Origin of the sequence: Hoylesella buccalis ATCC 35310 (assembly GCF_000177075.1) — a bacterium.
GTDB classification, from domain to species: domain Bacteria; phylum Bacteroidota; class Bacteroidia; order Bacteroidales; family Bacteroidaceae; genus Prevotella; species Prevotella buccalis.
On the sequence record NZ_ADEG01000058.1, the window covers coordinates 62,524 to 77,216 of the forward strand.

8 protein-coding genes are annotated in these 14,693 nt (G+C 47.2%); 2 read left to right on the plus strand and 6 right to left on the minus strand.

The genetic code is table 11. From position 1 onward, the window contains the following. Positions 1 to 18: 18 nt before the first annotated feature. Both HMPREF0650_RS12455 and HMPREF0650_RS06390 read right to left on the minus strand, forming a co-directional pair. A complete protein-coding gene (locus HMPREF0650_RS12455; RefSeq protein WP_162013126.1) occupies positions 19 to 3,315 on the minus strand; it encodes a DUF2961 domain-containing protein in 3,297 nt (1,098 codons plus the stop codon). 277 nt (positions 3,316 to 3,592) lie between these two features. Next, entirely contained in the window at positions 3,593 to 5,545 is a 1,953-nt protein-coding gene (locus HMPREF0650_RS06390) for a T9SS type A sorting domain-containing protein (RefSeq protein ID WP_004349312.1), read from the minus strand. A gap of 281 nt (positions 5,546 to 5,826) precedes the next feature. On the opposite strand from HMPREF0650_RS06390, the gene ung reads away from it, so the two are divergent. Together ung and HMPREF0650_RS06400 are read left to right on the plus strand one after the other, a co-directional pair. Beyond that, complete coding sequence (gene ung / locus HMPREF0650_RS06395) at positions 5,827 to 6,492, plus strand: uracil-DNA glycosylase (protein ID WP_004349313.1); 666 nt, start codon at positions 5,827 to 5,829, stop codon at positions 6,490 to 6,492. Positions 6,493 to 6,506: 14 nt separating this feature from the next. Beyond that, a complete protein-coding gene (locus tag HMPREF0650_RS06400) occupies positions 6,507 to 7,109 on the plus strand; it encodes a DUF3109 family protein (RefSeq protein ID WP_004349314.1) in 603 nt (200 codons plus the stop codon). On the opposite strand, the gene HMPREF0650_RS06405 is transcribed toward HMPREF0650_RS06400, so the two are convergent. From HMPREF0650_RS06405 to alaS, 4 genes are all read right to left on the minus strand, one after another. Further along, complete coding sequence (locus tag HMPREF0650_RS06405) at positions 7,094 to 7,978, minus strand: helix-turn-helix domain-containing protein (protein WP_004349316.1); 885 nt, start codon at positions 7,976 to 7,978, stop codon at positions 7,094 to 7,096. The two genes, HMPREF0650_RS06400 and HMPREF0650_RS06405, sit on opposite strands and share 16 nt — an antisense overlap. A gap of 126 nt (positions 7,979 to 8,104) precedes the next feature. Beyond that, positions 8,105 to 9,025: an alpha-L-rhamnosidase N-terminal domain-containing protein gene (locus HMPREF0650_RS06410; protein WP_040562682.1), complete on the minus strand. Its 921-nt coding sequence runs from the start codon at positions 9,023 to 9,025 to the stop codon at positions 8,105 to 8,107. Positions 9,026 to 9,100: 75 nt separating this feature from the next. After that, entirely contained in the window at positions 9,101 to 11,482 is a 2,382-nt protein-coding gene (locus tag HMPREF0650_RS06415; RefSeq protein ID WP_004349319.1) for a glycoside hydrolase family 95 protein, read from the minus strand. Between the two features lie 556 nt (positions 11,483 to 12,038). Next, positions 12,039 to 14,660, minus strand: a complete 2,622-nt coding sequence (gene alaS / locus HMPREF0650_RS06420) for an alanine--tRNA ligase (RefSeq protein ID WP_040562684.1) — start codon at positions 14,658 to 14,660, stop codon at positions 12,039 to 12,041. Positions 14,661 to 14,693: the final 33 nt, after the last annotated feature.

Genomic DNA, 14,693 nt, shown 5'->3' on the forward strand with positions numbered 1-14,693 from the left:
TTTGATATCCGTAAGAAGTTAATTACGTTTGATGATGATTTTTGAGCGAGTGGTTTGCTTGTCCGAGGTGATTTCCAACACATACAGCCCGGGAATGAGCCGTTGTTGGAAAGTCTTGGAAAACATACGCTCAACGACTTTTTGTCCGAAGACATTATAGATGCTGACCTTTGTGCGAGTGGGACTAGTCATACGGATGTGCAGCGTTTGCCCCGATGTTGTGATTTGAGCAGCTTCGTATGTATGGTTTTTGATGTTTGTGCTAACTTGTAGTCTTCTGATGGGTGCGAATTTGCCACCAAAGCGTGCTGCATCAATGGCCTGTACGGTCCACTCATAGGTTCCAAGAGGCAGAGTAAGAGTAATCTGTTTGTTTAGAAACAAGTTGCCAAGTTGGTTGATTTTCCGCCATCCGTCATGTTCGCCGCCTATCACGGCCATAGGGTTATACAACCATTTGCCTGTGTTGACATCCTTAAGAGCTAAATTGTAGGTGATTCCTTGCTGGTGCCTGATGTTGTTAGGGGCGTCCCAGCTGAAGGTTACTTGGTAGGTTCGGCCGTGCAAAGTTGTAGTGGCATTCAGGTTTTGAGGCGATTCCAGCGGAACAAACTCATGGGCTTTGAACGACTGATGAGAGGGACTGGGTGACCATCCGGCGATGACTCGGTTGGGATGGTAAGGATTATCTTTGTATCCTTCCGCAAACCCTTGATAGATAAAGTCGGGTTTCATGTCGCCATCCACGTCGGCTATCTCGAAGTCTTGCTCTGACATGCCGGGGAGATATTGGTTGCTCAAGAAAAATTGTTCGTTAAAGTCTTCATATTCTAACGTCTCATCCCGGTTGTTGTTGACAAATACAAATGTTTTCTGTCGTCGTGAGGGTAGCAGTCGGTCACAATATCCACCAAACAGAAAGTCAACGTCTCCATCGTTATCAATATCCTGCAAGATGGTGGCTCCTCCCATTGAAAATTGTCGACATCGTTCGTATTTGAAAATTTCGGTCATTTTTTCATGGTCATTTTGATAGATGCGAGTCGTCCAGTCGTTAGGTTCGCTGCTGCCTTTTCCTTCACCATGGATGATAAGGTCGAGCCATCCATTGCCATCCAAGTCGTTCCAATCGGCTGAACCAAAGCATTTTTGCTTAATGTGAAATGTTGGGTTGAGGGTGAATCTGCCTGTTCCATCATTCATGAAAACGCCTGTGAACGGTTGGGAAGATGTGCCTTCTGGTGTAGAGGGAGTATAGGCCATGATGAAAACATCCATCTTTCCATCGTTATTATAATCAATAATTTGAACCTGTGGGTTGATGAATCGATAGTTGGAAAATGCAGTCTTGTCTTCTATGAACTGTCCGTTGGCTTGCTGAAAATAAATGGCAATGTATGAATCGGGATAGCTGCCTGCACAAAGATAGTCCATCTTTCCGTCGTTGTTGAAGTCGGCAAACCCGTTACCTGTAATCTTTGCGGGGGGCATGGGATATTGATGGGTAGATCCCAATGTAAACACTCCCTGTCCATTATTCAACGCTATGCCATTCGAATACGTGCATCCCGTGTTTGCTCCTCCATTAAAAATCACATCGATGTCACCATCTCCATCAATGTCAGCAGCATTCATGGTGGCCATCTTACCAGGAGTGATGGGGCAGTTGTGTTGTGTAAAATGACCTTTACCGTCGTTTTTGAACAGTCCTCCTTGATATAAAAAGGGAGCATCGCGTTGCTCTCCAGCCAGCAATACGTCCAGGTCGTGGTCGTCATCACAGTCAAAGACAAGGATATCCCCATGTTGTGGCCGCATGGTTGTGTTGAATTCTCTTGTGTCGGGCCGTAAAAAAGGATTGTCAGGAAGGTATACTTCTCGTAGAAGTGCTGTTGGTTCCATCAGTTCTGTCAATGGTTCAGAGTTGTAGAAGAGAGCTACTGAAGTGTAATCAACGGGAAATTCGTTACCAACCGGTCCATGTTCGACGGCATGTCGAATGCTTTTCTCGAACGACATCTTATCAGCGAGGAACAGACGGTAGCCTCCTGTTCTGTACAAGGCGGCATTGTATTCCAGCGAACCGTGAATGGGTGTGCTGTATGCTCTGTCCCATCTTCCTTTTTGGTTGTACCATCCGCCGTTAAAATAATCTTCTGTTCCAGTCCCATTGATGGTTCTTTTCCCATCTATTTCCGTGATATCATCGCCTTCAAAGAATAGGGTGACGCCGGGTCTGAGGCCTTGTGCTGACAAAATGGTACCTACATAATGACCTTTACCTTTGGTTTTTAGAAAATCATAGTAGCATCCTGAAGGGGGATTGATGACCCTTCTCCATACCGCATAGAACTTTCCTTCTTCTTCTGGAATGCGCGCTACGTCATTATAGTATACCTTGACAGAAATGGAGAGGGGAGGCTGTTGGGCACCATCACGCTTCTTGTAAATTAGCTTTAGCTGTGCCGATTCATCGAAAGGCATGGGTAAGTAACAGTAGTTCCTAGACTGAACCGTGCCAAGCACGACGGATTGCATGCTTCTCTTACCGTATGCATAGCCCATGAAATCAGCGATAGGTGCATGGATGGCTGCAAATTTCTCATGGTCCCAATGTGCAGAGAGAATGATGTCTTTATGAATTCCTTCAAATAATTCGCCGCCATCAATCTCGAATCCAACAATGCGTCCACCTGTTTTTGTATCAAAGAAAACTTTTTCCTGGCCGGCATTCAAAATAAAATGCTCGGCATGTATGCTTGGATTGGACGATCGTCCCGTGGTAAAAAGGTCGATGGTAGGGGTGTTCGTCGTCCATACTTTCTTGGTATGGTGAAGTGTCAGTCTGTCTTGGATTGAGAAGTTGCCAGTGTAACTCTCCACATCAGCTTGTGACATCTTGCGGTATTGAATCTGAATAAACTGTATTTTCCGCCCATGGAAAAGTATTTTGCAGGACTTCTGATAGGGAATGGGAATGTAAGAGAAATGTCCTCCAAGAATATGGTCGGCCAATGGAGCCATGAAAGGGTCTTTAGCTTGATTGAAAAGTTCACAGAACTTCATGGTGATCCGTGGCGTCTTTTCGCCGTCGAAATAGAATGAAATGGAGTCGTTGGTTGGCGTAGCAGTCCATATCCGGTTGATCACTCCAGGTCCAGATAGGTCGGCCAGTACCAACTTGTCGCCTTCTTTCCTAATATACGAATACTTTCCAGAGAATCCATCATCGTTTCCGCCTGTCCTATCATAGCTGGAAACTTGCTCAACGGTTGTGTGGGACCGATAGGATGGCAGCAGGTCAATTTGGCTCAATTGCGCCATTTCTGTGCTAAAAGTTGTTTTTTGTGCATTTAATGCTAAACAGCATAAATTGAATAAGGTGAGTACAAGGAGTCTAAATGCTGGATGATGTTTCATTGACTTGGTGATTCTAGAGAACAAATTTTGGGGGAGATAAAGGTCAGTTTTCTATATTATTATCAAAAATCCAGTTGCAAGAATTCTTTTCCTGCAACTGGATTGTTTAGTGACAGTGTTCACTTTGATTCGAGGAAAACTGCCTGTATATGGCTTATCAAAGACAGCTTACTTATTTTACTGTAACCTTTTGGTGCAGAACTTGGTCACCGTTCTTTACCTCAACGATGTACAATCCAGTAGGAACGGTGATGCGCAGACTGTTTTTAAATAGTGCATTCTCCACTTCAACACCAGTTGTGCTGTACACTTTAGCTTGCATGGCGTTTGTAGTTTGACTGGTGATGCCTATGTATCCCTTACCAGTTGTGATGACAGGTTTGGCAACTGTGAACTCTTGTACGTTGGTTGAAACACTTAAAGTTTGCATTGGTGCGAAGCTACCTCCAAATTTAGCAGGGTCAATAGCTTGTACGGTCCATTCGTATTCGCCTTTGGGAAGCGTTAGTGTCCATGATTTGTTGAGGTAGGTGTTGCCCATCTTCACCACCTGTCTGAAACCGTCTTTCTCTCCACCGATGATGGCCATTGGGTTGTACAGCCATTTACCAGTTGTCTTGTTGCGCAAAGCAAGGTTGTAAGTTACACTTTTCTTCGTCCCAATGTTGTCTGGTTCACTCCAAGCAAACGTCACTTTCATTTGTTCGCCGTCTGCAACTTGTGTGGCTGTTAGGTTGCTCGGTGCGTTCAATTTAACGAAAGGCTTTACGAAATTTGGATCGTTGAGGCCCGGAGTCCATCCGCCAAAGTTCACATCTAATTTATCCGTTGGTGGCATGTTCTTGTTACCTCCCTTAAATCCCATATAGACATAATCAAGGATGTAGTCGCCGTTGAGGTCGGCAGCTTTATAGTCATGTTCCGAAAAGCCAGGGAGATAGTTGTCACCCAAAGTCTTGTTTTCAACGAAATCTTCTTGTGTAATGTTTCCGTCAGCATCCTCATTGGCATACACAAAGGTTTTTTGTTTGCCTAATTTGTCTGCGAATCCGCCACAAAGAATGTCGACATCTCCATCATTATCCAAGTCTTGAAGGAGGTTGGCGCCTGTCGTAGAGTATGGTCTTGCACGATCTGATACAAATGACTCCTTAAAGACCATGTCTTGGTTTGTAAACAATCTATGATACCATGTGGCGGCATCCCAACCCGTCTTGCCATTGAATGGGCCGTCGCCTACGACGAGAAGATCAAGAAAACCGTTGCCATCAACGTCTGCCCAGTCGTGTGATCCATGTCCCAATGGGGGTAATTCTGTGTACTCTTGACGGCTAAAATGTCCCTTTCCGTCGTTTACGAAGATGTAACCTGTCCAGTTCGATTTGTCCAGTCCAAAAGGTGTGATGGATTTATCTACACGAGGATAGTACCCTTGGAAAAAGATATCTACGTCTCCATCATTGTCAAAGTCACCAAAAGAGCAAACTTCATCCCTGAAATAGTTGGAAAATTGGTTTTCATCCATCTTGAAAGTGCCATCTGGCTGTTGGAAGAACAGCGTCCACTTGCCTTTATATTCAATCCTTTTATTAGCCTCCCAGTCAAAGTGTCCCTGCATATCGGGTGGCGTGAGCATGTAATCCAGCAATCCATCATTGTTCAGGTCGGCAAACAAAGCATTGTAACAAGGCTGTGTTATTGTGGGGTATTTGGCAGGATCTGCAATCGTAAAATTGCCCTTCCCATCGTTCAAGGCCAGTCCGCGGGCACTGGCTTCCGGTACTTTGAGGTTCTTGTGTCCAGTAAAGATGATGTCCAAGTCGCCATCACCGTCAATGTCCCCAAAATCCATGTTGCCCTTGAAGCCTACCATGATCGGACAGTCTTTCTTCGTAAAGTTACCTTTACCGTCGTTGATGTACAGACCACCGCGTTGCAGATGAGGGTCTTTTCTTTGCTCCCCACCGATGAGTACATCCAAATCACCGTCGTTGTCAACATCTCCTATCAGGATACACCCGTGCTGTCCGTCGGCATTTTCAAAATAATTGTAAGCGTTACCTTGTGCTTGCATCCCCATTGCAACGATGAAAGACAAAGTAAATAATGAAGTAAATCTTTTCATGATAAAATGGTTTTAAATGGTTGTTTCATTGAGTTTTAGCAAAAATACAATTATTAATTGCGCTAAAGATTTTGCTAAAAGTTAATGTTTGTCAAAGGATTACTTTTTATAAGAATTCCCTAAGTTTAGTCTGCGACAAGGATTAAAATGAGCCATTTTTACGTTTTTAGCTTCTGTTAGGATGACGCTCATTTTGCATTCTGACAGATTCTTTGTACTTTTGTATCCATCAACTCCATCTTTTTATTGTTTCGTTTGATATTTGTGTGCGATAATCATTCATGGAAGTACAGATAGAACAGAGCTGGAAAGCTCATTTACAGCAAGAGTTTGACAAACCTTACTTTGCCAAACTAACCGAGTTTGTGCATGCCGAGTACAGCCAATTTGCGTGCTATCCTCCCGGAAAGCTCATCTTCAACGCCTTTAATCTCTGTCCATTCGATCAAGTGAAAGTGGTGATTATCGGGCAAGACCCTTATCATGAACAGGGTCAGGCGCACGGTTTGAGTTTTTCAGTTAATGACGGTGTGCCGTTTCCACCCTCGTTGCAAAACATCTTTAAGGAGATACAAGCCGATATGGGGATGCCCATTCCCACAACAGGAAACTTGACTCGCTGGGCGAAACAGGGCGTGATGCTGCTCAATGCAACACTCACCGTGAGAGCGCATGCAGCAGGAAGCCACCAGCGAAGAGGGTGGGAAACGTTTACAGATGCTGTCATTAAGTTGTTAAGCGACCATAAAGAGCACTTGGTGTTCTTGTTATGGGGCGGTTATGCGCGCTCAAAATCCTATCTTATTGACAAGCGCAAACACTGTGTTTTAGAAAGCGTACATCCCTCACCGCTATCTGCCAATCGAGGTGGCTGGTTTGGTAATCATCATTTCTCACGCTGCAATGAATACTTAATACAGCAGGGCATTGAACCCGTGAAATGGTAAAAACTCCTCAATGTATGAATCATTCATATCCTCCCATTATACAAGTAGGCAACGTCTTGGTGTCTCCAGATGTTTTCACGCAAAAGTTTTGTTGTGATTTAGAGGTGTGTCACGGCGCTTGTTGCATTGAAGGCGATGCAGGAGCTCTTGTCACTATTGAGGAAATTGCAAGCATAGAAGAGAACGTGGATGCTGTGTGGAACGAGCTTTCTGCTTCGGCTCAATCGGTCATTGACCAGCAAGGCGTGGCCTATGTCGATAGAGAGGGCGATATGGTAACCAGCATCGTCGGCCGCAAGGATTGTGTTTTTACTTGTTACCAGCAGGGCACGTGTCTGTGTGCGCTTGAGAAGGCCTACCGAAATGGGCAGACCAACTTTTGTAAGCCCATCTCCTGTGCGTTATACCCTATTCGGGAAAAGGCGTTGGGAAATGGACTTGTTGGGCTGAATTACCACCGTTGGAAAATTTGCCAATGTGCGGTAGAGAAAGGTAAAGAGCTCAATTTGCCACTTTACCAATTTCTCAAAGAGCCATTGATACGCCGCTTTGGGCAGCAATGGTATGAAGAATTGTGCGCCGTAGCCGAACAATTGAGTCGTCAAGACTTTCTGTAATCAGATGGCGACTGACCTGTTCGGTCTTTAAAGTACTTTCCTAAGAAGCTCTGGTTGGGAAAGTTCATCTCTACAGCTATTTCCTTTATGTTTTTGGAAGAATTCTTCAACAGCAAACGAAGTTCTTTCGTTACGTAGCTGTCTATCCAACTATTAGGCGTTTCCTTACTGACTTTCTTCACCGTTTCCGACAAATATTTAGGCGTAATGCACAGCTTCTCGGCATACCAGCTTACTCTTCTTATCTCCCGGTAATTCTGTTCGACCAGCTTAATGAAATCGGTGAATATTTTTTCACCACGACTCAGGCGGGCATCACCTCCTATTTGTTGGGTGCGCCAGATGTGGTTACCCATGTCGTATACTAAGGTTCCCAGCATGGCACATGCGCTTTCGCGACGAAAGTGATGTGACTTGTCGTCAACTTTCCGTTTGGTTATCTGGAAAAATTCATCAAACGCTTTGGCTTCTTTGCTCGTTAAATGTAACACGGGGTGCGTCTTTGTAAAGATAAAGAGCGATGACATCTCATGGATTCCGCGAGCGGTGTCTTGCAGAAAGTTTTCCGATGCCAGGAGGGCGATGCCTTTACAGTCGCGACTCAGCATGTAATCACTGATCACTTGTCCCTCGCTCAGGACAATCATATCGTTCGCCTGAATCGTACACTTCTTGGTGTCTACCAGATATTCTGCACGCCCTTGGACACACATTCCAATCAGCAGACAGCTCATTTTGTGCGGTTCTAGCGGTAAGGGCAAATCCTCAAAGTGTTCAAACAGTATCAGGTCGTTATCAATGTAACAGCTTTCTCCTGTGACAGACTTGATATGTTCAATCGTCACTTCTTTCATTGTCTTGTCCTGCATATTCCAATTACTTTTTAATTCTTATACGTTCTGAATTCCATCTGGTATTTCCAAAAAAGAAGAATGCGCTTTGATGTTCACCTTGCAAAGATAGGGGAAAAATACAACAATCAACGAAAACAGATGTTAATATTGCAAGCTTTCATGGAAATATGGAACAATTTCTATGCCTTCTACCGATTGAATCTGTTCGTTTTTGAAGTTTTGGTCGCCATTAATCAACACTCTTCGATGATCAGCCACGGTAAATTTCCGGCATGCTTGCTCGTCCATTTCACCCGTGCAAGTGTATTCCAAACCGTCAATGTATATCTTTTGTCCGCGTTTGGCATCGCGCAACGTAATTCTTAGTTGGCCTTTAAACGTTTTGTCGAATTGATAATACACGCCGTTACCTACCAAGTCGAAATAGCGGGGCGTATAGGTCATGTTCCTTTTTACGGCAGGGTAGCCCGTTAGATGATAGCTCGAAGCAATGGCAGGCATGTTGGTGTTGCGTGCAGGTTGCCACAATCCCCAGTCAACATCATCTGAGTTCCATTTCAATGGGTAGGCGTTGGCATCATACCGCTCACCACCATCTCTGGTAAGTGATACGTTTGCCCGCCTCGTCAGCCACCCATCATCCGAGCAGAAGGCCCTCTTCTCCCCGTTCTTCATCCTTCCGCAGAGCGAGAACGCCATCTGTTGCTGGTTGATGTGTGGAAAAGTGGGCGAATACCAGATGGCTATTGTGTTGATGCCTGGTTGCAGAAACCTGGTCACCTCCATGTTGATACTCACCGGAAGATTGTCGTTACCCATCCTGCAGGGCATCCAACTGGCGGTAGATACATTGCGCTCGTTGATGTACACGTCCACCTTGCCCGTGGTGGCTATTGTCGCAGAGGCAAATACGGGCAGTTCTTGTAACCATATCTGTTGCCTGAACCAAATCTCAGAAGTGCTGTCTACCTGCTGGGTGGCAATCCAGTGCGTGTGGAATGATTGTGAATGAGCAATCAGTACACACAACATTGTCATCGCAAGTATACTTATTTTTCTCATGAATCAATCGTCTATTGTGCTTCAGGCCAATGCGCTCTTGCAGTCTTATTCAAGAGGTTCAGCCTGCTTTTGTCTTCATTTTATCGTGGTGGTCTTGTCTCGTTTCAGACCAACTCTTGTCAGTTTCCCATTCATGTACACGGTTACGGTTTTAACATGATGCTGGGTGCCTGGTTTTAATTGAACCCATTCCACTTGTCCGTTCCTCCATTTCATGCTCACTTCGTAGCCTCCCCGCGCCCTGATGCCCCGCACTTCTCCGTCTTTCCACGCATCCGGAAGGGCGGGAAGAAGATACAATTCGTTGTCGGTGCTTTGCAACAACATCTCGCAAACGCCGGCGGTGCCACCGAAATTCCCATCTATTTGGAAAGGTGGATGTGCATCCATCAAGTTGGGATAGGTGCCGCCGCTGCTTCGTTTGTCGGCACCTTGATATTGATCAGGCGACACGTAGGTCAGCAATTTCTGGTACATGTGGTACGCCTGCTTGGCTTTTCGCAGTCTGGCCCACAGGTTGATGCGCCATCCCGTGCTCCATCCCGTGGTGTGGTCGCCTTTCTGTAGTAGCGTTTTTTCAGCAGCCAGAGCCAGTTGGGGCGTTTCTTTCAGCGAGAGGTGATGACCTGGAAAAAGTCCAATGAGGTGCGATTGGTGGCGGTGCTTGATGTCCCAGTCGTCCCAATCGTAGTACCATTCGTTGAGATCGCCCAGATGTCCTATGGTGTAGGGATGCAGACGTTTGAGCGATGCCTCAATGTCTTTCAACAGTTGTGACTGTCTTGCGTAGTCGGCCCCCTTCTTGTTGATGGCCTCCGCCGTGTTGATGAACAACTCGCGGATGATGGCCAGGTCGGCTGTTCCGCCATAACAGGTGGTGCCATGGTAGCCCTCGGGCGTCTTGTATTCGTTCTCGGGTGACGTGCTGGGTGCGGTAATCAGCTCACTGGGGTTCTTTGGGTTTTCAACAAGCCAATCCAACATGAAGGCAGAAGCGCCTTCCAGCAGAGGTAGGGCTGTGTCGTTGAGGAATTGGGCATCGGGGTTGAACCGATAATGTTCCCACAAGTTCTGCGTCAGCCACGCGCCTCCCATGTTCCAGTTGCTCCATTCGGGACTCTCACGCTTCTCGCCTACGGGGTTGGTCATGGCCCACACGTCCGAGTTGTGGCTCGAGCACCATCCCCGGTTAATGCCATAATAGTTTTTGGCGGTATGCCTTCCGTTCGCAGCCAGCGCCTGCATGAAGGTGAATAGCGGTTTTGCCATCTCGCCGAGGTTGGCCACCTCGGCCAGCCAGTAGTTCTCCTCGAGGTTGATGTTCACCGTGTAATTCGACCGCCACGGTGCCCGCAGATAGTGCGACCACAATCCCTGCAGGTTGGCCGGGATGCCTTTGGTGCGCGAACTGGCTATCAACAGGTAGCGTCCATACTGCATGTACAGCGTCTCCAGATAAGGGTTGTGTCCGCCTTGGTCGGTATAGTCTTTCAGTTGTTGCTCGGTTGTGCGACTGCAATCGGTCACCGATCCACCCAGAAACAATTTCATCCGGTCGTAGTAATGGGTATAGTCGGCCACATGCTGTTTCTTGATAGTTTGGTAATCTTTCTTTTCCAAGGCCTTTTGATGTGCCAGAGCCAGCTGCTCGCAGGGCTTTCCTTGTCGTACGGGGTGCTTGTCAAAACCGTTAAAACTGGTTTCGTTGACAAAAAACAGGGTCGCTTCGGTCGCATCTATAATCAGCAGCGTAGAGTCGGTGGCTTGAATCTTTCCTTGCTTGGTCACTGCCCGAAGCACCGAACAGAAGTGAATGCTGTTCTCTGGGTTGCCCATGGCGTGTCCCTTCATCGTGATGAGGTTGCCCGCGGCCTTAACGCTATGCGGTATCTGCGCTGACAGGTTGACCTCCAGGCTGATGCTTCTGGGCTTGTTGGCTGTGATGTGTATGCAGATGACGCTGTCGGGATGCGATGCGAAATATTCTCGCTTGATTTTCACGCCGTTCAGGCTATAGCTGTCTGTTAGCAAGGCCTTGTCGATGTCGAGCGTGCGTGTGTAGTTGGTTGCTTGCCCGCCCCGAGGGTCCAACAGGTGCAGCGTAGCCAGTGGTTGGTAATACTGAGAGTTGGGACCTTGCACGCGAAGCTGCAGCGAGTCGGCCTTTCGGTAGTCTTCTTTGAACAAGGCCTCGCGGATGGCCGGTATCCATTGGTGTGCGTTTTGGTCGAGATTCGGGTCTACTGGCTGCCCCGTCCAAAGGGTGATGTCGTTGAGGTATATCAGGTTGTCGCGCGTACCGCCATATACCAGCGCTCCCATCCGCCCATTGCCGATGGGCATTGATTCTTCAAAATACTGCGCAGGCTTGTCGTACCACAGTTGCATGGGGAGTTGTTGCGCCAGCGTAGGAAGGTGCATGGCGAGCAAGAAAAGTAATGAGCCAATGTTTCTCATGATGAAACCGATATGTGGGGTTGTCTATATGCAACGAACTGCGGGGTGGCAGGTGAGCCTGCTTTTACAGCTATGCAAAAATAATGAATTCTGTATAAACAGCAAAACGGCGGCTGTGAATTATTTGTTGATATCATACAATGACGGTGTTCGGACGGGTTGGGCATCAGGGAGGAGCTGTTGATAAATGACTTGTTGTCGTGTTCTCGTAACCAATTGTAAACGAGGTCTTTAGGGTTTTCTTTCAATAGCGTAGAGATTGGCCCCCAAAGCCATTGAGTTTGGAGGTCAATAGCATGCAGATTGGCACTTAAAGTCAATGAGTTTGTTTCGCAAGTGCAAATGACCATGGAGATACTGCCATTGACCAGCCTCATGGTACCCATAATTACACGGAAATTGTTTGGTCAAGAATAAAGCGAAACCCCACTCCTTACGAGTGGGATTTCGCTTCAATTAAACATGCTTCTATGGCGTTTGTTAACACACAAGGAAACATGTTTTTATTTTATGGTCATGCTTGTACGGTTGGCAGAGAGCCACCGTTGACGAACAATTACAATTTGGCCAATTCGATAACTTTATCGACCGCAGCCCTGATACCATCCACATTCTTGCCGCCAGCCGATGCGAAATGAGGTTGTCCGCCACCGCCTCCCTGAATGAGTTTGGCTGCTTCACGAACCATTTGACCAGCGTTCAAGCCATGATCTTTCACCATGTCTTCGCTCAGCATAACACTCAGAAGTGGCTTCTGCTGTGCCGTAGTTCCGATGACGCAAAGCAAATGCGACGGTATAGCCTCACGAATCTTGAACACCAAGTCCTTAGCGGCGTTGCCATCGATAGGCAATACCGCCTTGATAACGGTAACGCCATTGATGTTCTCAGCGCGTCGGATGAGTTCGTCTTTGGTTCTTTGTACCGCTTGTGCTTGGAACTGTTCTATCTCCTTGCGCATGGTGTCGTGTTCGTCCATGTACTTTTCAATGACTCCTTTCAAGTCCTTGGCATTATTGAACAAGCTGCGGATGGCCTTCACCGTGTCTTCTATGGCATACATGGCTTCTTCGCACTTGCGACCGGTGATGGCTTCGAAGCGACGAACACCAGCAGCTACCGAACTTTCGGATAGGATTTTGAACAGTCCGATGCGTCCTGTACTCTTGGCGTGAATACCTCCACAGAACTCACATGACGGTCCGAAGCGCACTACTCGCACCTTGTCGCCATATTTTTCACCAAACAATGCAATGGCTCCCATTTCTTTTGCCTCTTCTATCGGCGTGTCACGATGTTCGTCCAAGGGGATGTCTTGACGAATGAGGTTGTTCACCAACCGCTCTACCTGTCTGATTTCCTCGTCGGTCACCTTTTGGAAATGCGAGAAATCAAAGCGCAGCGTGTCGGGCGATACATACGATCCCTTTTGCTCCACATGGTCGCCAAGCACCTGCTTGAGTGCATAATCCAGCAGGTGAGTGGCTGTATGGTTTGCCGCACAGGCGTCACGTTTGTCAGTATCCACGCAAGCCATGAAGTCAGCCTCGGGATGTTGTGGCAGTTGCTTAATGATGTGAATGCTTTGGTTGTTCTCGCGTTTGGTGTCTATCACGTCCACCGTCTCGTGTTCACTCACCAATACTCCTTGGTCGCCTACCTGTCCTCCCATTTCTCCATAGAAGGGTGTGAAGTCCAAGATGACCTCGTAAAAACTATTTTTTTTCTGGGTTACCTTGCGATACTTCAAGATGTGGCATTCGTATTCGGTATAGTCGTAGCCCACAAACTGCTGTTCGCCTTGTCTTATTTCTACCCAGTCGCTATTTTCCACTTGTGCGGCATTGCGGGCACGGTCTTTCTGTTTCTGCATTTCCGCATTGAACTGTTGCTCGTCAACGCTGAATCCGTGCTCTCTGCATATCAGTTCGGTGAGGTCGAGCGGAAAGCCGTATGTATCGAAAAGGCGGAAGGCTTGTTCGCCATCGATTTGCGTCTTGCCAGCTTTTTTCAGCTCATCCATGGCATTGTTCAACAGGTTGATACCCTTTTCGAGTGTCCGCAAGAACGAGTCTTCCTCTTCTTTCATCACCTTGCCAATCAACTCACGTTGGGCAACGAGTTCAGGATATGCTCCTCCCATTTCGTCTACGAGTACCGGGAGCAGCTTATATACAAAGGCTTCTCGCTGCCCTAAGAACGTGTAAGCATAGCGAACGGCGCGGCGGAGGATGCGGCGGATGACGTAACCCGCCTTGGCATTGCTGGGTAGTTGTCCGTCAGCGATGGAGAAGGCTACGGCTCTAAGGTGGTCAGCCACTACACGCATCGCCACATCTACATCTTCTTGCTCGCCATATTTCTTGCCCGACAGGCGTTCCATCTCATGGATGAATGGCTGAAAGATGCCGGTGTCGTAGTTAGAATTCTTTCCTTGCAGCATTCTGACTAATCGCTCGAATCCCATTCCAGTATCGATAACGTTCATGGAGAGTGGCTCTAAAGAGCCATCGGCTTTGCGATTGAACTGCATGAATACGATGTTCCAAATCTCAATGACCTGTGGATGATCTTTGTTCACTAATTCCCGTCCGGGTAGTTGGGCTTTCTCTTCGTCCGAACGCGAGTCTACGTGTATCTCCGAACAAGGGCCGCAAGGTCCTGTATCTCCCATTTCCCAAAAGTTGTCGTGCTTATTGCCATTGATGATATGGTCGGCTGGCAGGTGCTTGCGCCAATACTTCTCTGCCTCACTGTCGTGCGGGATGTTTTCTTCAGGTGAGCCTTCAAACACCGTCACATACAAATCTTTTGGGTCCAAGTGCAGCACGTCCACCAAATATTCCCACGCATAGTCAATGGCACCTTCCTTAAAGTAGTCGCCAAAGCTCCAGTTGCCGAGCATCTCGAACATGGTATGGTGGTAAGTGTCTCGACCCACTTCCTCAAGGTCGTTGTGCTTTCCGCTCACACGGAGGCATTTCTGCGAGTCGGCTCTACGGCGTGGTTCAGGTTGTTTGTTGCCAAGGATGATATCCTTCCATTGGTTCATGCCTGCATTGGTAAACATCAGGGTGGGGTCGTCTTTGATCACCATGGGTGCCGAAGCCACGATGGTGTGTCCTTTCGACTCAAAGAATTTCTTGAACGATTCGCGTATCTCGTTTGCTGTCATCATCTGTTCTTATCTTGTTTATGGTTGTTTTTATTC

Excerpts from the sequence above, each read along its gene's own strand:
- HMPREF0650_RS06390 (WP_004349312.1), bottom strand. The coding sequence starts at position 5,545 with ATGAAAAGATTTACTTCATTATTTACTTTGTCTTTCATCGTTGCAATG.
- ung (WP_004349313.1), top strand. The coding sequence starts at position 5,827 with ATGGAAGTACAGATAGAACAGAGCTGGAAAGCTCATTTACAGCAAGAG.
- HMPREF0650_RS06400 (WP_004349314.1), top strand. The coding sequence starts at position 6,507 with ATGAATCATTCATATCCTCCCATTATACAAGTAGGCAACGTCTTGGTG.
- HMPREF0650_RS06405 (WP_004349316.1), bottom strand. The coding sequence starts at position 7,978 with ATGCAGGACAAGACAATGAAAGAAGTGACGATTGAACATATCAAGTCT.
- HMPREF0650_RS06410 (WP_040562682.1), bottom strand. The coding sequence starts at position 9,025 with ATGAGAAAAATAAGTATACTTGCGATGACAATGTTGTGTGTACTGATT.
- HMPREF0650_RS06415 (WP_004349319.1), bottom strand. The coding sequence starts at position 11,482 with ATGAGAAACATTGGCTCATTACTTTTCTTGCTCGCCATGCACCTTCCT.
- alaS (WP_040562684.1), bottom strand. The coding sequence starts at position 14,660 with ATGATGACAGCAAACGAGATACGCGAATCGTTCAAGAAATTCTTTGAG.